This is a genomic window from Alkalibacillus haloalkaliphilus (genome assembly GCF_007991275.1).
Taxonomy (GTDB): Bacteria; Bacillota; Bacilli; order Bacillales; family Alkalibacillaceae; genus Alkalibacillus; species Alkalibacillus haloalkaliphilus.
In genome coordinates, this window is sequence record NZ_BJYA01000012.1 from 17,706 (window position 1) to 35,011 (window position 17,306).

Sequence of the window (17,306 nt, forward strand, 5' to 3'; positions counted from 1 at the left end):
CTCCTTTTTTTTGCGAAATTTGTATATTTCCGGGGAAATACCTAACCATTTGTAGATTAAACAAGAATTAATGTCTACCATTTCAACTTATCGACTTTTTCGTTTATAATAATAAGGAATATTCAAATAATTAAATTATTTCAAGGGGGAATATGAGTGATTAAATTTCCAAAGCCAACTGTAGAACAGTTTTTTCGTTCATATGTTATATCTAACTTTACTGTAAGTCCTAATGAAGACCGTTTATTATTTAGTTCGAATATAAGTGGGACGATGAACATTTGGGCTATGAATTTACCTGATCAATACCCATACCTTTTTGCTCATCAAGATGAATCTAGTAATTTCTTAAAGTTTGATCCAGAGGGACGCTATGTTTTAGCAGGGTTTGATCGTGATGGTGATGAAAATTATCAGATCTATGCCGTCTCACCTGAAGGAGGTTTACCACAACCTTTAGTTACAGGGGAGTCTGAAGAAAAGTATTTCTACTCACATCTATCTGAAGATGGTGAACGTCTATATTATGTGACATCTAAGGACAACCCAAGTTTCCTAAACACGCGCGTACGAAACTTAGAAACTGGTAAAGATGATTTAGTGCATGAAGGCGAACTGGGCCCGACGCCACTTTCAGCTGTTTCAGAGGATGAGAAGTCGTTCGTTTTCTCAACAACTTTAGCGAATACATACTCAATAGCGTTCGTTAAGACAGAGGATGGTGTTTTTGACTTAACGCCAGATCGTGAGAAAGTTCACGTTAGTGGTGGCGCTACATTCGTTGCAGATAACACAATCTATTTTGTAACTAATTATGAAAGTGAATTTAATTATTTAGCTAAGTTTGATTTAACGACTAAAACGTTTGATAAAGTATTGGAAATTGAGAACGAGAGTATTGAAGACCTTAAGTATGATAAGGAGCAAGAGCAGTTTTATTTAGTGACAGAAAAAGGCGTTACAGATTATTTGTATCGTTATGATGTTAAAAACGGAACACTGGAAAACATCGATGCACCAGTTGATGTCATTGAAAAAGTACAAGTCGCTAAATCTGGAAATGTCTATATATTAGGTCGCAGTGCCGTTATTCCACATAATATTTTTAAGTATAATGAGTCTGGTTGGAAGCAGATTACGGCTAATCGTGTGTTAGGTGTTAGCCCTGAAGAAATGGTTGATCCAGAAGTTGTGACATACGAGTCGTTTGATGGTATGGAAATTGAAGCTTTACTATTCCGTGCTAAGCCTGAGAATGATAATGGTCACACGGTCTTTTGGCCGCATGGTGGTCCGCAAGCAGCTGAAAGGAAATTTTATCGCGCTATGTTCCAATGTTTGCTTAACAGAGGTTACACCATTTTCTGCCCGAACTTCAGAGGAAGTACAGGTTATGGATCATCATTTGTTAAGTTAGTGGAACAAGATTGGGGAGAAGGGCCGCGTCTTGATAATGTTTATGCTATTGAGTGGTTGTTTGAACAGGGGATTTCAAGCCCTGAACGACTATTCTTAGTTGGTGGTAGTTATGGCGGTTACATGGCGTTACTTTTACATGGTCGTCATCCTGAATATTTCAAAGCAGTTGTTGATATTTTCGGCGTATCGAACTTATTTACGTTCGTGAACTCTGTCCCAGACCATTGGAAGCCTATTATGAAGCGTTGGTTAGGAGACCCTGAAAAAGATCGAGAGCGTTTTGAAAAGGACTCTCCTATTACGTATTTAGATGGAATGGAAAAACCGATGCTCGTTATTCAAGGGGCAAAGGATCCACGTGTTGTTAAAGAAGAATCAGACCAAATCGTCGACAAGCTTCGAAGTGAAGGGCGAGAAGTTGAGTATTTAGTGCTTGATGATGAAGGGCATGGCTTCTCGAAAAAAGAAAACGAAATTAACGTTTACCAAACAATGTTACAGTTTTTAGAGAAGCATCAAACAGTGAGTCAAAAAGTTTAACGTCATTTTAAAAGGAGTGGATCGTCATGTGGGGTTTATTCAGCTTTGATCGAGCGGAGTATCCGTTTGAACTATTTGGGCTTCCCCATATTGCGATGCTCCTTTTAACTTTTATTGTCGCAATTTATTTGTTTTCCAATCGTAAGAAGATTCGTGAACAGAGTACTGTCGTTTGGACATATAGTTTAATCGGAGTTTTAATTTTAGGAGAAGTTACGTTCCATGTCTGGTATTTCGTCCATGGAGAATGGGACATAACGGTTAATCTACCATTACAACTTAGCTCGATTTCGATGTATTTGTGTGCGGCTATGTTACTCACAAAAGATTATCGAATGTTTGAGGTTGCTTTTTTCGTCAGTATGACAGGTGCATTAATTGCGATGATTACTCCAGAATTATTTTTTGGTTACCCACATATGCGGTTCTTTCAGTTTTTTATCTCTCATATGGCAATTGTTTTGGCTTGTTTATACATGTTGTGGGTTGAACAATTCAAACCGACTTTAAGGTCAGTATGGAGAGCATTTGTAGCCCTTAATGTCATTGCTTTTGTCGTCTGGAACATTAATAATATATTAGGTTCAAACTACATGTTTCTAAATGGCAAACCTAGTAGTGCAACTTTTCTAGATTATTTAGGTCCATATCCGTGGTATATTTTGTCGCTTGAAGTGATCGCGATAGGGTTGTTTTTAATAATTTATGGGGGTTTGTATATTGGACAGAGAATAAAGTGAGAAAGCAGAGTTAAGGAGCTCTGCTTTTTTTATTTATGCATGATTTAAAGGGGGGCACCCTTGCTGAATTGGGCGAACGCTTAATTAATTGAGCGTTCGCCTAATTAATAAGGATTTCGCTTAATTATCATGATTTTCGCTTAATTATAGAATAGTTCGCTTAATTATTAAGAATTTCGCTTAATTCCAAAATAATTAGGCGAACTCACAATAGAAAGTGGATGCACCATCTGGAATAAATTGAAAAACTCAAACGCTCGACGCCCCTTGTATAATACATAGTAACAATAAAAAGTAAAAATTCTAACTTTTCATAAAAAAGCTTATTGACATATAAAGCGCTTACATTTACTATACATTTATAAGTTTGTTTACCAAACAAACAAAAACATCGATTGAAAATGTAAACGCTTCAATAAAAGAATTGTAAACGGTTTCTTCGGGGCGTTTTAGGACAAGGTTCACATTTAAGAGGGGGATAAAAATGGGAGCATCTATTACAGGCAATGAACAGAACTACCACCAGGCTAAATTGTGGCAGATTGCTTTTTTCGCATTAAACAATACTGCTACAAACATTTATTTATTTGCATTAGGTTTCGTCACTTATTATGCAACAGGGGTTGCAGGTTTAGCTGTTGTCGTTGTTAGTACAATACTAGCAGCAATGCGTGCGTTTGATGCCATTACCGACCCGTTGATTGGGTTTATCATTGATAAAACTGAAACCAAGTTTGGTAAGTTTATGCCAATCATGATAATCGGTAACATAGTGTTGGCATCATCTTTTTTCCTGATGTACAACATTCACGGATTACCTGAGAACCTACAGTTGTTTGCGTTTATATTCATTCATGCTATTTATATTATTGGTTACACGATGCAAACGAACGTAACTAGAGCAGCGCAAACGGTGTTAACGAATCACCCGAAGCAAAGACCGTTATTCTCGATCTTTGATTCAGTTTATAACATTTTACTGTTTTCGTTAGGACAAGTTTATGTATCCAGTTATTTAGTAGGTAAACACGGAGAGGACTTTCCATTATCATTATTCGTTGAATTAAATACGTTTGTAATTTTATTATCAGCATTATTTACTATTCTTGCTGTAATTGGTATTAAAGCTAAAGATCGCAAAGAATTCTATGGTTTAGCCGACTTATCAATGAAGGTTAGATTTAGAGACTTTTGGCCGATTATAAAAGGTAATAGACCACTACAAATGCTAGTGTTGTCTGCCTCAACGGACAAATTAGCAGCAACAATGATGCAACAACAAGTTGTGATGGTTATGTTGTTTGGTATATTGCTAGGTAATTTTGCATTAAGTGGAACTTATGCATTACTCACCATTGCTCCTAGTTTATTAATCACTTATATTGGTGTTGTTTATGCTAGAAAAGTTGGTCTAAAGAAGACATTAGTGCGTGCATCTTGGTTAGGTGTAATCGCGCTTACAGTATTATCAGTTATCTTAGTTGTAGCAGATAATCCATCAAGTGCTAATTTTGAAGCGATTGGATTCTTAACAATTGCGTTTGTTGTTCTATATAGTATTGGTCGCGGTGTTTCAACTTTAACACCATCAATTGTAATTCCAATGATTGCTGATACGTCAGACTATGAAACTTACAAAACTGGTCGATATGTGCCAGGGATGATCTCGTCACTATTCTCATTCGTGGATAAATTAGTTTCGTCATTGGCGCCAGCGTTGGCAGGTTTCATTGTAGCCCTTATTGGTTACCAAAATGAATTTCCGCAAATTGGAGAACCACTGACTGAGCCACTACTTTATGCGACAATTTTTGCAGCGTTTGGTGTACCAATCCTTGGTTGGTTAATATCAATTATCGCAATGAAGTTCTACAAGCTAGATGGTGAAACAATGAAAGAAATTCAGGCTAAAATTGCTGAGGTTAAAGAAGAAAAGTCTGAGGTTGCCTCAAGTTCAAATGATGGAGGCTCAGAAGATAAAACATTAGTTGCTTCAAATGAAGAAAAGAAATAACAATGTTAAAAGTGCCCTAGTCGATATGGATTAGGGCACTTCCTGTGTGAAAAAGGTGAGAGGTATAGCGCCTCTCACCTTTTATTCTTGATCAAAATATTCATAAGCCATGTAATCCAGTGTGTTAACATTCAGGTAATTTTTCAGTACATATGCAGCTCCACCTAACGCACATGCAAACTCTCCAAGTCTTGAAATGTGGATGGTTTCATAACTATTAATCTTGGACTTTAGTAAACCTTCCATTTCTTCAATAACTTGTGGATTCTCGTTAATTAATGCCCCGTTCAGTACAATTCTCTGCGGATTGAAAATATTGATTATATTATTCAATCCAATTGCTAAGTATTTTGAGAACTCTTCTAAGTCTCCTTTAAAAGAGTCTTCTGTAAGTAAAGTTTGATAATTGTCTTTTGCATTTTCGAATCGATTGCTTAACTTTTGCTTTAATACTTTTTCAGAAGCGTACTGCTCCCAACAACCTAAGTTCCCACATGTACACAGTTGGCCTTCGGGTTGGACAATCATATGCCCAACTTCACCAGCAAACCCTTCATAACCACGGTAAATTGTATAATTATTAATGATACCTAAACCAATACCAGAATAAAGCGTAATACAGAAAAGATCAGAGATGTTCTCGAAATAGACTTGTTCGCCAAAAGCGCTCAAATTAGCATTGTTATCGATATAGACTGGTACATCAATTTCGCTTTCTAATTTTTCCTTTAAGTCTGTGTTTGTCCATTGTTGTTTCGGTGTAAAAACAATCTCGTTATCATTATTAATAATACCGTGTATACCGACGCAAATGCCTGTTAAGCCAATAGGGTCATAGTCCGTGTTGAATTGGTCCATTAACGGCTTTAAGCGTTCTCTAACAATCGATATAAGTTGATCTAGGTCACCTTCGTTAGTCTCTATTACTTCTTTGTGGAATGGAAATCCTTTAAGATCAATAAAAACGGCACGGACCTCTGTCGTGTCTACATCAATCCCAATACTATATCCGGCATCACCGTTTATTTCTATTAAGATGGGCTTTCTACCTGGTGAATCAATCGAGCCAATTTTAGTTTCACGAACGATTCCTTCATCAATTAAAGCAGAAATTTGGGCAGATACAGTAGCTTTATTTAACCCTGTATCTCTAGCTAAGTCACTTCTTGATAATGTTTTTTCTTTAATAATTTGTTCGATTAAAATACGTCTATTTAAATTTTTGATGTAATGTGCGTCTCCGGTACTCAATAATCTCACCAACTTTGTGTAATCTGTTTACATCTTATCAGACGGAACCTTAAAATTCTATAATAACAGAATTTTCACAGAAAAAGGGGTTGAATTTAAAAGCGCTTACATTTATCATAGAATTAATAATTTGTTTAGTAAACAAACAAAAACAAACAACTCAAAAAGTGAGGGTCGTTATGAAGACATTTATTACAGATGGTTTCTTACTCGAAAATCAAAAAGCATACGATCTTTATCATGGATATGCTAAACATTTACCAATTATTGATTATCATAACCATTTAGTTCCAGAAGAGATTTTAGAAGATAAAAACTACAAAAACTTATACGAGATCTGGTTAGCTGGAGACCATTATAAGTGGCGTGCTATGCGTGCTAATGGTATAGAAGAACCATATGTTACAGGTGACAAATCAGATTACGAGAAATTTTTAGCTTGGGCCAAAACAGTACCACAAACATTAGGAAACCCGTTGTATCATTGGACTCATTTAGAGCTTTTAAGATATTTAGAAATTGATGAGTTATTAGATGAGAACACAGCTCCTGACATTTGGGAAGAAGCGAAGCAAAGGCTGCAAACTCCTGAATTGTCAGCACGTAATATTTTACGACATGATCAAGTTGAATTTGTAGGTACAACAGACGACCCAGTCGATAATTTACATGCTCATAAGGCTTTGATGGATGTTGAAGACTTCAAAGTTTCGCCATCGTTTAGGCCAGACCAAGGACTTGCAATTGATCAAGAGCAATTCATGGACTGGCTAGGTAAGTTAGAGGCTGCAACAGGCTACTCAATCTCAAATTACCAAGAGTTCCTTACTGCTTTAAGTGACAGGGTGAAATACTTTGATGAGATTGGTTGTCGCAGTTCAGATCATGGTATTAATGAAATGTTTTATAAAGAAGCGACAGAACAAGAAGTTGCAGAGATCTTCAAAAAGAGGTTAGAAGGTCAGTCATTAAATCAAGAAGAAGTAGAAAAGTACAAAACATTAACGTTAGTTCAATTAGGTGAAATGTACGCTGATTACGGTTGGGTCATGCAGCTACACATGGGACCTAAGCGAAACAACAATACGAAAATGTTTAACCGTTTAGGTGGCGACTCTGGTTTTGATTCCATTAATGATACAAAGCTAGCAAAGCCTCTTGGGGCGTTTCTGGATACACTGGAGCAGAAAGACAAGCTCCCTAAAACAGTCCTTTATAGCTTGAATCCGAATGATAATCCAATTTTAGCCTCAATGGCAGGAAACTTCCAAGGTGACGGTATTCGAGGAAAAGTACAGTTTGGTACTGCTTGGTGGTTTAACGACAATATTGATGGTATGAAAGATCAAATGAAAACATTAGCTAACATCGGTTTAATTAGTAACTTTGTTGGTATGTTAACAGATTCAAGAAGCTTTCTATCATTCTCTCGACATGAATATTTCAGAAGGATTTTATGTAGCTTAATCGGTAGTTGGGTTGAGCAAGGCCTTGCGCCTAATGACTCAGAATTGCTGCAACAGTATATAAAGAATATTTGCTATTACAATGCAAAAGAGTTTTTCAAAATTGATTAATCAAACGTTTGATTAAATTTTTACAGGAGGTGTTTTGATGAACTTACCATTCCCAACTGATTTATCAGGAAAAGTAGCGATCGTAACAGGTGGCAGTGGTGTATTAGGTGGTGTGTTAAGTGAAGCTTTAGCTTTAGCTGGTGCAAAAGTGGTTGTACTAGCAAGAACACAAGAGAAAATTGACCAAGTCGTTAATCGAATCCATGAGAATGGTGGAGAGGCGTATGGTTATAGTGTTGATGTGTTAAGCAAAGATTCATTAGAAAGTGTTCGTCAAGAAGTTAATGAAAAGCTAGGACCGTGTAACATTTTAATTAACGGTGCTGGTGGTAATCACCCGAAAGCGACAACAAGCCACGATTATTATCCAAGCGGCTCATTGCAAGATGATGAGAAGTCATTCTTTGATTTAGACCCAGAAGCAGTGGGCAACTTATTCGATATGAATTTCTTAGGGACATTACTTCCATCACAAGTATTTGGTCAAGATATGCTAGACCAAGAAGATGCTACGGTTATAAATGTTTCATCTTTGAATGCGATGAGGCCTTTAACGAGGATCCCAGCTTATAGCGGGGCAAAGGCTTCAGTAAGTAACTTTACACAGTGGCTAGCTGTTTACTTCTCTAAAGTTGGCATACGCGTAAATGCTATAGCACCAGGCTTCTTTTTAACTGACCAAAACCGTGATTTATTATACGAAAAGGACGGTAATTTGTCTGAACGTGCGGAAAAGATTTTATCACAAACGCCAGAGAATCGCTTTGGTGAACCAGAAGAGTTAGTAGGAACGTTGTTATGGCTTGTAAATAAGCAAGCATCAGGTTTTGTTAACGGTATTGTTGTGCCAGTTGATGGCGGATTTTCAGCTTACTCAGGAGTATAATCCTATAATAAATAAAAAAAGGAGAGGTATTAATGTTATATCCAATTTCGACAGAAACTAGAGGAACATTCGAATTAAACGGTGTATGGAACTTTAAGTTAGATGAAAACACAAGTTTAACTGAAGAGTGGAAGGATGAACCACTTAAGGATGCTCAGTTTGTAGCAGTTCCTTCTTCATACAATGATATTAGTGTTGAACAAAAGATCCGTAACCATGTCGGTTGGGTTTGGTATGAAAGGGAGTTTCACGTTCCGAATTATGCATTAGGTGAACGCCTTGTTTTACGCTTTGGTTCAGCAACTCACACAGCTAAAGTTTATATTAATGGTGAATTAATCGTTAAAAATAAGGGTGGTTTTCTACCATTTGAACAAGAGATTAACGAATATGTGCAAAGTGGAGCAAACCGTTTAACAGTAGCGGTTAATAACATTGTAGATGAATCCACATTGCCAGTTGGTTTATATAGTGAACGTGAAGTTAATGAGCTTGGTACAGTCGTTGAAAATAAGCCAAACTTTGACTTTTTCAACTATGCTGGTCTTCATCGTCCAGTGAAAATTTATACAACGCCAAAAACTTATATTGATGATATTACGGTTGTAACAGACGTTGATGGATCTACAGGTGTTGTTGATTATGAAGTTGAATCTGTAGGAAAAGCTGAAGATGTCCGAGTTAAAGTACTTGATGAAGATAAACAGGTGGTAGCAGAAGGAGCTGGAGCTAAAGGCCAAGTTAAAGTTGAAAACGTAAACTTGTGGGAGCCTTTAGATGCTTACATGTACGACCTTCAAGTTGAACTTGTTAATGATGGAGAAGTAGTTGACCAATACTTCCAACCATTTGGTGTTAGAACTGTTGAAGTTACTCATAATCAGTTCTTAATTAATGGCAAACCATTTTATTTCAAAGGGTTTGGTAAGCACGAAGATTCATTTGTTAACGGAAGAGGCTTAAATGAAGCAGTTAACGTTATGGACTTTAATTTAATGAAGTGGATTGGGGCGAACTCATTTAGAACAGCGCACTATCCTTATTCAGAAGAGATTATGCGTTTAGCTGACCGTGAAGGGCTAGTCGTTATTGATGAAACACCAGCAGTTGGCTTGCACTTAAACTTCTCTGCTTCATTACTAGGAGCTACCGAAAAGCGTGATACTTGGGGTGAGCTCCAAACTTACGAACACCATGAGCGAGTTATTAAAGATTTAGTGAATCGTGATAAGAACCACCCATCAGTTGTTTTATGGAGTATAGCAAATGAACCTGAATCTGACATGGAAGGTGCTTATGAGTACTTCAAGCCCCTTGTGGAACTGACAAAAGAAGTGGATCCACAAAATCGTCCAGTAACAGTTGTCACGATTTTAATGTCAACGCCTGAGACAGGTAAGATTGAAGAATTGCTAGATGTGCTTTGCCTAAACCGTTATTACGGTTGGTATGTCGAAAGTGGTAATTTAGAAGTGGCTAAAGTGAAGTTAGCAGAAGAGTTTGAAGGCTGGAAAGAGCGTTGTCCTGGAAAGCCAATCATCATGACTGAGTATGGTGCAGATACAGTTTCTGGTATGCATGACACTGACCCAGTGATGTTTACTGAGGAATTCCAGTCAGAGTTTTTACAAGCTAACCATGAAGTGTTTGATCAATTTGATAACTTTATCGGCGAGCACATTTGGAACTTTGCTGACTTTGAAACGAGCCAAGGTGTGATCCGTGTACAAGGTAACAAAAAAGGTATCTTCACTCGTGAGCGTAAGCCGAAGTTAGCGGCTCATCACATGCGTCAACGTTGGGCAGGTATTCCGAATTATCATTATAAAGGTTAAAAGGTGAAAGGGGAGTGCGACATGTACTCCCCTTAATCACTCAATGATGTTTGAAAGGAGAATGGACCATGAGTGATGTTATAACGATTGGTGATGCTATGATCACATTTGACCCAGCGACAACAGGACCACTTCGTTTTAATGATACTTTTAAGCGTAAAGTTGGTGGTGCTGAATTTAACGTTGCAATTGGCTTGGCACGTTTAGGTGTTTCGCCAACGTGGATTAGTCGCTTGGGTAAAGATGAGTTTGGAAGGTATATATATAATTTTGCCCGTGGAGAAGGTATTGATGTAAGTGAAGTAGAGTTAGTAAACGGGTATTCGACCTCTCTTAACTTTAAAGAGATTTTCAATAACGGGTCATCAAACACTTATTATTATCGTCATGAGTCACCAACCCAAGAGTTAACAGCTGACAGGTTGAATGAAGAACTGTTTAAAAACGCTAAAGTTTTACATGTAACAGGTGTATTTCCAGCGATGAGCGACCAAAACATTAAAACAGTTGAGCGTGCCATTAATCTTGCTAAGTTAAACGGTGTGAAAATCTCGATGGATCCTAATATTAGGTTGAAACTTTGGAGTGAAGAGAAGGCACGTCAAACACTTACACGTTGGATGAAAGATGTTGACTTTTTATTAACAGGCTTAGATGAAGCAGAATTATTATTTGGAACAAGTAGTGTAGAAGAAGTTATTGAAGTAGCTGAACGTTATGAAATCAGTCACTTATTTATAAAGGATGGGTCTGAAGGTTCAAAACTTTGGACTAATGGTAACTTGTATGAACAGCCAGCCCTTAAAGGTATTAATGCTGTAGATACTGTTGGTGCTGGTGATGGTTTCGATGCTGCTGCACTGTATGGGTTGGTTAATAATTGGAGCGCTGAAGAGACTTTAAAATTAGCTAATACAGTTGGTGCGATGGTTGTGGAAGTTTACGGTGATAATGAAGGTCTTCCTTACCTGGAAGATGCTATAAATCGAATGAACAATGTTAAAACAATTGAACGTTAAAGGGGTGGTATAGGTGAAAATGTATCAAGCATTAAAACGTATTGAGTCTGAGCAATTAGTGGCTGTCATTCGCGCTGATGATCATAAGCAAGCTTATCAATATGTTGAAGCTTGTATTCGTGGTGGCTTTAACTGTATCGAGTTGACTTATACCACTCCTAAAGTGGAAAAAGCAATCGAGCAATTGAAAGAACAGTATCCGAATATTTTGTTAGGTGCAGGGTCTGTATTAGAAGAAGTAACAGCGCAGTCAGCAATTCAAGCTGGAGCAGACTTTGTTGTAAGTCCAGGTTTTAATAAAGAAATTGCTTTTAAATGTAACTTAGAGCAAGTGCCTTATTTACCAGGGTGTATGACTGTAACTGAAATGATGTCAGCATTATCGTATGGTTGTTCAATCATTAAATTGTTTCCAGGTAGTCAGTTTGGTCCAAGTGCAATTAACCAGTTTAAAGGTCCATTACCACAAGTTTCTATAATGCCAACTGGCGGTGTTAACCTTGAGAACATTAATGAGTGGTTTGAACAAGGGGCTTTTGCCGTGGGTATTGGTGGTTCATTAACTCAAGGTAGTTTAGAGGACATTGAAGCAAAAGCAAGAGCTTTCGTTGAACAAGTTAAGGAATCGTAAGGAGTGAGTAAGATGGAGATGACTTTTAGGTGGTACGGTCATGATGATCAAGTCCCACTACAATATATACGTCAAATTCCAAGCGTAACGGGAATTGTTAGTGCAGTTTATGATATTCCAGTCGGTGAAGTATGGCCTTTAGAACGTATAGAAGCCTTAAAGCAAGAGGTGGAATCTAACGGGTTAAATTTATCAGTCATTGAAAGTGTACCTGTTCACGAAGATATAAAGTTAGGTCTTGAGACTCGAGATCATTATATCGAGAATTATAAACAGACAATTAGAAATTTATCTAAAGCAGGAGTTAAAACGGTTTGTTATAACTTTATGCCTGTGTTTGACTGGACACGTACTGATCTAGCTAAGTCATTAGAAGATGGCTCTAATTCATTAAATTATGATGAGTCGGAGTTAGAAGGCTTAGACCCGTTAAGTGGAGAGTTGACTTTACCAGGTTGGGATTTATCTTACCAAACAGATGAATTAAAGGGAATTATGGACCAATATAAAGAAATGTCAGAGCAACAGCTATTAGACAATTTAGTTTATTTTCTAAAAGAAATTATCCCAGTAGCTGAAGAAGAAGATGTACTTATGGCTATTCATCCAGATGATCCACCTTGGAATATTTTTGGCTTACCAAGAGTTGTTACTAATGCAGAAAATGTAAAGTATTTACTAAATGCTGTAGATAGTAAGCATAATGGTTTAACATTTTGTACAGGATCATTTGGTGCTGATCAAAATAACGACCTTTTTGAGATTATTGATGTGGCTAAAGACCGCATCAACTTCGTCCATTTAAGGAACGTTAAACGGTATGGTACGAAATCGTTCCAAGAAGTTTCACACCAAAATAAAGATGGATCACTTGATATGGTAGGGGTAATTAAAAAGTTAAAAGAAGTTGGTTTCAATGGACCGGCGCGACCTGACCATGGGCGTATGATTTTTGGAGAAGAAGGCCGTCCTGGTTATGGTTTATATGACCGTGCTTTAGGCGCTATGTATATCGCGGGTGTTTTAGATAGTATAAAATAAAAAATTGCTCCCAGTTTAAGTTTTTAACTTACTGGGAGCTTTTTTTATAGCTCTAAAACATAAGCTCTAACATTCACCCCATCATCAGCCGGTTGGAAATCGTGTTCGGGTACTCGTTTGAATCCAAACTGTTCATATAATTGAATTGCTGACTTCATGAACTCTCCTGTGTGTAACCCCATTTTAGTATAACCTCTTTGTTTCGTCCGATTGATGCACTCTTGCACAAGTGCTTTGCCAATTCCATGACCTCTTCCTTTCGGTACGACGGCAAGCATTCTTAGTTCTGGGTATTGTAAGGCATCGATCCACTCGTAAGCATCTGTTTCAGCAGGGAAAAGGACGACACTCCCTACTATTTCTTCACCTAATTGTGCCACGATTAAATCAACGCCTTCTTTAGTGTCGTTTTCTGAAGATAATGTTCCTTTTAAAGCGTGCCAATGTTCATTGGTTAGAACTTGTGAATAAGGTTCATAAGCTTCTACCCGTTGCTGTCTAATTAACGGGATCTCTTCTCGTCTAGCATCTCTAATTATAGCTGTACTCATATTATGTCGGCTCCTTATATAAAAACTTACTCGGTAATTTACTTAGTATATCGCGTTCAGGACGTTCATTCCATGCACATAGGTCTGGGCCTTTCGGTAAAATGTTAGGTTTTGCGTGATCTGGATTAATCGTAATAGATAAGTGGTAATGCTTTTTGATCGCATCAAAGTCTGTCGTGTTGCCGAATCCAGCTGTTTGGTACAAGTCACGAGCGTAGCCCCAAAGGTTTTTGTACTCTCGAATTAAATGTTTATTTGTGTTAAATGCCGTGTAGTAAGCGGCATCAAAACGCACAAGTGTAGTATATAAGCGGATATCAGCATCTGTAATATAATCACCTAACAGAAATCGGTTTTTCTCTAAGTGTTGATTAAGTTGATCTAGTCTAGCGAACAATTTGTCATAAGCTTGTTCATAGGCTTCTTGAGAATGGGCAAAACCACATTGATACACACCATTATTTACGTCATGAAAAATTGTATCATTAAGTTCATTAATTTGCTTTTGTAAATGTTCTGGGTATAGGTTCGGTGCATTCTCTTTATGATAAGGTGACCATACTGTCTCAAAGTAGTTTGTTAAGTTGAAGTAATCATTATTAACAACTCTTTTAGTTGTGAGGTCGACCACTGCAGGTACAGTAGGTCGGCCTGAGAAGCTGGGGTCTGAGTTTAAATATAATTCACTAATGTAGCGAACATTTAAGACAGGGTCGATACAGTCTTCATCTAACGAAAATTCCCAATCAACACGATCAATATTAGGTCGCATTGGACTAGCTGTACCTAATGAAATAACAGTGTCTAATCCTAACAGTTCTCGAACAATCACTGCTCTGTGAGCCCATGGGCAGGCGGGTGACCATAACAATCGGTATCGTCCAGGCTCAATTGGTAATCCACTTTCGTTACTAAATGGTGTCGTGAAGCGGTTTTTTTGCCTTTGAAAAGAGCCGTCTTGTGAAATTTCTTTAAGTTGTTTCACTGTTTTATGACATCCTTCCTTAAAATTTGGGTATGTACTAATAAAGAAGCAATACTACTATAATACAAACGTTACAATTTTATGACTTTCTTCTATAATTAAGTGGTTTTCTTTGAAAAACACTTTTCCAAATGAGTACAGTATAGTTATAAAGTGTAAAGGGGGAGTTGCATGAAGGTCATTTTAATCCACGGTTTTTTTCGTAATGATAAAGATATGCACACGATGGCTAATTATTTACAGAAACAAGGGTATGATTGCTTCACTCCCGATTTACCATTAACGTTTAATGAGTTTGATGTAATCGTGACACTTGTTGAGGATTTATTAGAAGGTGTCGTCCGGTCAGGAATTGGACCTGATGAGAAAGTGCATTTAGTTGGACATAGCACAGGTGGTTTGGTCATTCGGAAATTGTTAACTGATACGAAGTACTTAGACTACATCGGCCGCTGCGTTTTAATCGGAACGCCGAATAGAGGCAGTCAGCTAGCTGACTTAGCAAGTAAAGTTCGAGGTTATGTTGATGTATTTCGTACGGTAAGGTCTTTAAGTACTGAGTATCTCGATAATGTAGTATTTCAAAATGATACTGGTATTGAAATAGGTGCAATAGCGGGTGATAAAAGTAACTTAGCTTTCAACCCATTGATCCCAGGTGATAACGATGGTTACATTGAAGTTGATTCAGTTTACTATCCAGGTCTGAAGGATTTTAAAGTTTTACCATACGGCCATCGTAGTATTCATCACGAGGTAGAGACGTTTAAACATGTAGATAACTTTTTCAAGAGCGGCCAATTTATTCATTAAAATAAAAGTAAGCCATCAACCAAAAGGGGAAGGTTGATGGCTTTTATATATCTAACAAACTATTAGTCTTATAAGCTGCTATCTCTATGTTGTGCTAGTTTGAGTGCGATGATTAAAAGATTTTGAAAAACGAGAAGATTGAACTTGATGGCTTTACAACCTTTTTACTTGGCTGCGTGTATTGTTTTCTTTTATCTGTAACAATCGCTTCACGAAGCATGTGATGATCAAACATGTTATCGCCTCCTTATAGCGAATCCTTATCTTTCCATATTTAAGTATACCACCTTTTTCCGCTTTGTAAACATTTTGGCACTGAAAAACTTAAAAAAGTTACATTTTGATTAAAGTGTCTAATTATATAAAACTTTCTGACAATAAACAAAGTGTAAAGTTGGACATTATGTTATAATATTCAGAAAACAAACAATAATTCAATAATAGGACAAAATGTCGATTGAAGTTGTTGATCAAACATTGTAATTGGGGGGCCTGATTTGGCGTTCGCGAGCTTTGATTTGGCGTTCGAGGAAGTTATCTGGCGTTCGCGGGGCCTAATTTGGCGTTCGGAGAGATTATTTGGCGCTCGCGAACCTTAATTTGGCGTTCGACGAAATTATTTGGCGCTCAAAGGCTCTATTCTGGCGCTCAGGAGTATTTATTGGCGCTCACACTTTCCCGTAGCACCAAGTACATAGAAGCTCTTTTTCGACAAAGTTAGTGTTAGTATAACGCTAGTCATCTTTGTGAATAAATGGTAAAATAAAAATAATTTAACGAACGTATGTTTGTGTTTATTGATGTTAAAATAAAATAAAGAAAAAATAAAAGGGTGATCGTGCGTGAAAATCTTTCATACAGCTGATTGGCATTTAGGTAAGCTTGTCCAAGGAGTTTACATGACGGAAGACCAAAGATACATTTTGAAACAATTTGTTAATGAAATTAAAGAAGAACAACCCGATGTGGTCATTATTGCGGGTGACCTCTATGACCGTGGAGTACCGCCTACAGATGCGGTTCATTTATTAAATGATTGTTTAGCAGAAATTGTACTAGACTTAAAGATTCCAGTGGTGGCTGTGGCAGGGAATCATGATAGTCCAGGCCGTCTTAATTTCGGTAGTCAAATAATGAGAGATAACGGGCTACATATAACTGGTGAGCTATCATCTAGTTATGATCCTGTCGTTATAAACGATTCACATGGGGAAGTACATTTTCATTTAGTCCCTTATTGTGATCCGAGTATCGTTAGAAATAAGTTTCATGATGAACATGTAAGGTCTCATCATGAAGCAACTGAAAAAATAGTTAATCATCTGAAGAAGCATATGGATCAGAATGCTCGTCATGTGTTTGTTGGACATTTATTTGTAACGCCTCGCGGTGAAGAGAAAGAAAACACGAGTGATTCAGAGCGGCCTTTATCCATTGGTGGAGCTGAACATGTTGATGCCAATTTGTTTAAGCCATTTCATTATACGGCGCTAGGCCACTTGCATCAGGCCCACCATGTAGGTGATGAAAAGATTCGTTATTCAGGCTCACCGTTAAAGTATTCTATTTCTGAAGAAAATCATAAAAAGGGCTATTTAATCGTTGAAATGGATGGCGAAGGGCAAGTAGAAGTAGAAAAACGGCTACTAAAGCCGCGCCTGGATTTAAGGACGATTGAAGGGTATTTAGAAGATCTATTAAAACAAGATGTGAACGAAGATTATGTATTTGTGAAACTATTGGATGAACATACAGTTTTATTTCCAATGGAACAAATTAGATCAGTCTATCCCAATGCAATGCATATCGAAAAGCGGGTGCAAATTCAACAACGTACGAAGGAAGACGAACCCAAAATTGAAAGACATAAACTTTCAGACAAAGAGTTGTTTAAAGCATTCTATGAAGATGTGAAAGGTGAGGCACCATCGGAAGAAGTTGAATCGATTATGGAAGAAGTTTTTGAAGATTTGTTACAAGAAGATCGTTCTTAAGCTATTTAGA

At 37.4% G+C, this 17,306-nt stretch carries 15 protein-coding genes; 11 read left to right on the plus strand and 4 right to left on the minus strand.

Features of this window, described 5'->3' with window-relative positions:
- Positions 1-156: 156 nt before the first annotated feature.
- The 3 genes from AHA02nite_RS08710 to AHA02nite_RS08720 all read left to right on the plus strand — a co-directional run bounded on the left by AHA02nite_RS08710 (position 157) and on the right by AHA02nite_RS08720 (position 4,713).
- On the plus strand, positions 157-1,959 hold the full coding sequence (locus tag AHA02nite_RS08710; protein ID WP_146816385.1) for a S9 family peptidase: 1,803 nt from the start codon (positions 157-159) through the stop codon (positions 1,957-1,959).
- 26 nt (positions 1,960-1,985) lie between these two features.
- On the plus strand, positions 1,986-2,699 hold the full coding sequence (locus AHA02nite_RS08715; RefSeq protein ID WP_146816387.1) for a YwaF family protein: 714 nt from the start codon (positions 1,986-1,988) through the stop codon (positions 2,697-2,699).
- 484 nt (positions 2,700-3,183) lie between these two features.
- On the plus strand, positions 3,184-4,713 hold the full coding sequence (locus tag AHA02nite_RS08720) for an MFS transporter (RefSeq protein ID WP_146816389.1): 1,530 nt from the start codon (positions 3,184-3,186) through the stop codon (positions 4,711-4,713).
- A gap of 81 nt (positions 4,714-4,794) precedes the next feature.
- Here the strand turns inward: AHA02nite_RS08720 and AHA02nite_RS08725 are convergent, their stop codons facing one another.
- On the minus strand, positions 4,795-5,964 hold the full coding sequence (locus AHA02nite_RS08725) for an ROK family transcriptional regulator (RefSeq protein WP_170236030.1): 1,170 nt from the start codon (positions 5,962-5,964) through the stop codon (positions 4,795-4,797).
- A 179-nt stretch (positions 5,965-6,143) separates the two neighbouring features.
- Between AHA02nite_RS08725 and uxaC the strand changes: the two genes are divergently transcribed.
- The 6 genes from uxaC (at position 6,144) to uxuA (ending at position 12,953) form a co-directional block, all read left to right on the plus strand.
- Positions 6,144-7,541: a glucuronate isomerase gene (uxaC, locus tag AHA02nite_RS08730; protein WP_146816393.1), complete on the plus strand. Its 1,398-nt coding sequence runs from the start codon at positions 6,144-6,146 to the stop codon at positions 7,539-7,541.
- 37 nt (positions 7,542-7,578) lie between these two features.
- Positions 7,579-8,427, plus strand: a complete 849-nt coding sequence (locus AHA02nite_RS08735) for an SDR family oxidoreductase (RefSeq protein ID WP_146816395.1) — start codon at positions 7,579-7,581, stop codon at positions 8,425-8,427.
- A gap of 32 nt (positions 8,428-8,459) precedes the next feature.
- Positions 8,460-10,262: a beta-glucuronidase gene (uidA, locus tag AHA02nite_RS08740; RefSeq protein WP_146816397.1), complete on the plus strand. Its 1,803-nt coding sequence runs from the start codon at positions 8,460-8,462 to the stop codon at positions 10,260-10,262.
- 68 nt (positions 10,263-10,330) lie between these two features.
- Positions 10,331-11,281 (plus strand): sugar kinase, encoded by a 951-nt coding sequence (locus tag AHA02nite_RS08745; protein ID WP_146816398.1) that lies wholly within the window; start codon positions 10,331-10,333, stop codon positions 11,279-11,281.
- 19 nt (positions 11,282-11,300) lie between these two features.
- Positions 11,301-11,912, plus strand: a complete 612-nt coding sequence (locus tag AHA02nite_RS08750) for a bifunctional 2-keto-4-hydroxyglutarate aldolase/2-keto-3-deoxy-6-phosphogluconate aldolase (RefSeq protein WP_146816651.1) — start codon at positions 11,301-11,303, stop codon at positions 11,910-11,912.
- Between the two features lie 12 nt (positions 11,913-11,924).
- Complete coding sequence (gene uxuA / locus AHA02nite_RS08755) at positions 11,925-12,953, plus strand: mannonate dehydratase (RefSeq protein ID WP_146816400.1); 1,029 nt, start codon at positions 11,925-11,927, stop codon at positions 12,951-12,953.
- Positions 12,954-12,997: 44 nt separating this feature from the next.
- On the opposite strand, the gene AHA02nite_RS08760 is transcribed toward uxuA, so the two are convergent.
- Both AHA02nite_RS08760 and AHA02nite_RS08765 read right to left on the minus strand, forming a co-directional pair.
- Positions 12,998-13,504, minus strand: a complete 507-nt coding sequence (locus tag AHA02nite_RS08760; protein ID WP_146816402.1) for a GNAT family N-acetyltransferase — start codon at positions 13,502-13,504, stop codon at positions 12,998-13,000.
- A 1-nt stretch (position 13,505) separates the two neighbouring features.
- Positions 13,506-14,489, minus strand: coding sequence for a glutathione S-transferase family protein (locus AHA02nite_RS08765; RefSeq protein WP_146816404.1), 984 nt, complete (start codon positions 14,487-14,489; stop codon positions 13,506-13,508).
- Between the two features lie 171 nt (positions 14,490-14,660).
- On the opposite strand from AHA02nite_RS08765, the gene AHA02nite_RS08770 reads away from it, so the two are divergent.
- Entirely contained in the window at positions 14,661-15,302 is a 642-nt protein-coding gene (locus AHA02nite_RS08770; protein WP_146816406.1) for an esterase/lipase family protein, read from the plus strand.
- A gap of 112 nt (positions 15,303-15,414) precedes the next feature.
- Here AHA02nite_RS08770 and AHA02nite_RS15375 read toward each other — a convergent pair whose 3' ends face one another.
- Entirely contained in the window at positions 15,415-15,537 is a 123-nt protein-coding gene (locus tag AHA02nite_RS15375; protein ID WP_281284097.1) for a hypothetical protein, read from the minus strand.
- 607 nt (positions 15,538-16,144) lie between these two features.
- On the opposite strand from AHA02nite_RS15375, the gene AHA02nite_RS08775 reads away from it, so the two are divergent.
- Entirely contained in the window at positions 16,145-17,296 is a 1,152-nt protein-coding gene (locus tag AHA02nite_RS08775; protein WP_146816408.1) for an exonuclease SbcCD subunit D, read from the plus strand.
- The last annotated feature ends 10 nt before the right edge of the window (positions 17,297-17,306 follow it).

Bases quoted from the DNA above. Each gene is read 5' to 3' on its own strand.
- AHA02nite_RS08760 (WP_146816402.1), bottom strand. From the start codon at position 13,504: ATGAGTACAGCTATAATTAGAGATGCTAGACGAGAAGAGATCCCGTTA.
- AHA02nite_RS08750 (WP_146816651.1), top strand. From the start codon at position 11,301: ATGTATCAAGCATTAAAACGTATTGAGTCTGAGCAATTAGTGGCTGTC.
- AHA02nite_RS08715 (WP_146816387.1), top strand. From the start codon at position 1,986: ATGTGGGGTTTATTCAGCTTTGATCGAGCGGAGTATCCGTTTGAACTA.
- uidA (WP_146816397.1), top strand. From the start codon at position 8,460: ATGTTATATCCAATTTCGACAGAAACTAGAGGAACATTCGAATTAAAC.
- AHA02nite_RS08735 (WP_146816395.1), top strand. From the start codon at position 7,579: ATGAACTTACCATTCCCAACTGATTTATCAGGAAAAGTAGCGATCGTA.
- AHA02nite_RS15375 (WP_281284097.1), bottom strand. From the start codon at position 15,537: ATGTTTGATCATCACATGCTTCGTGAAGCGATTGTTACAGATAAAAGA.
- uxaC (WP_146816393.1), top strand. From the start codon at position 6,144: ATGAAGACATTTATTACAGATGGTTTCTTACTCGAAAATCAAAAAGCA.
- AHA02nite_RS08770 (WP_146816406.1), top strand. From the start codon at position 14,661: ATGAAGGTCATTTTAATCCACGGTTTTTTTCGTAATGATAAAGATATG.
- uxuA (WP_146816400.1), top strand. From the start codon at position 11,925: ATGGAGATGACTTTTAGGTGGTACGGTCATGATGATCAAGTCCCACTA.
- AHA02nite_RS08745 (WP_146816398.1), top strand. From the start codon at position 10,331: ATGAGTGATGTTATAACGATTGGTGATGCTATGATCACATTTGACCCA.
- AHA02nite_RS08720 (WP_146816389.1), top strand. From the start codon at position 3,184: ATGGGAGCATCTATTACAGGCAATGAACAGAACTACCACCAGGCTAAA.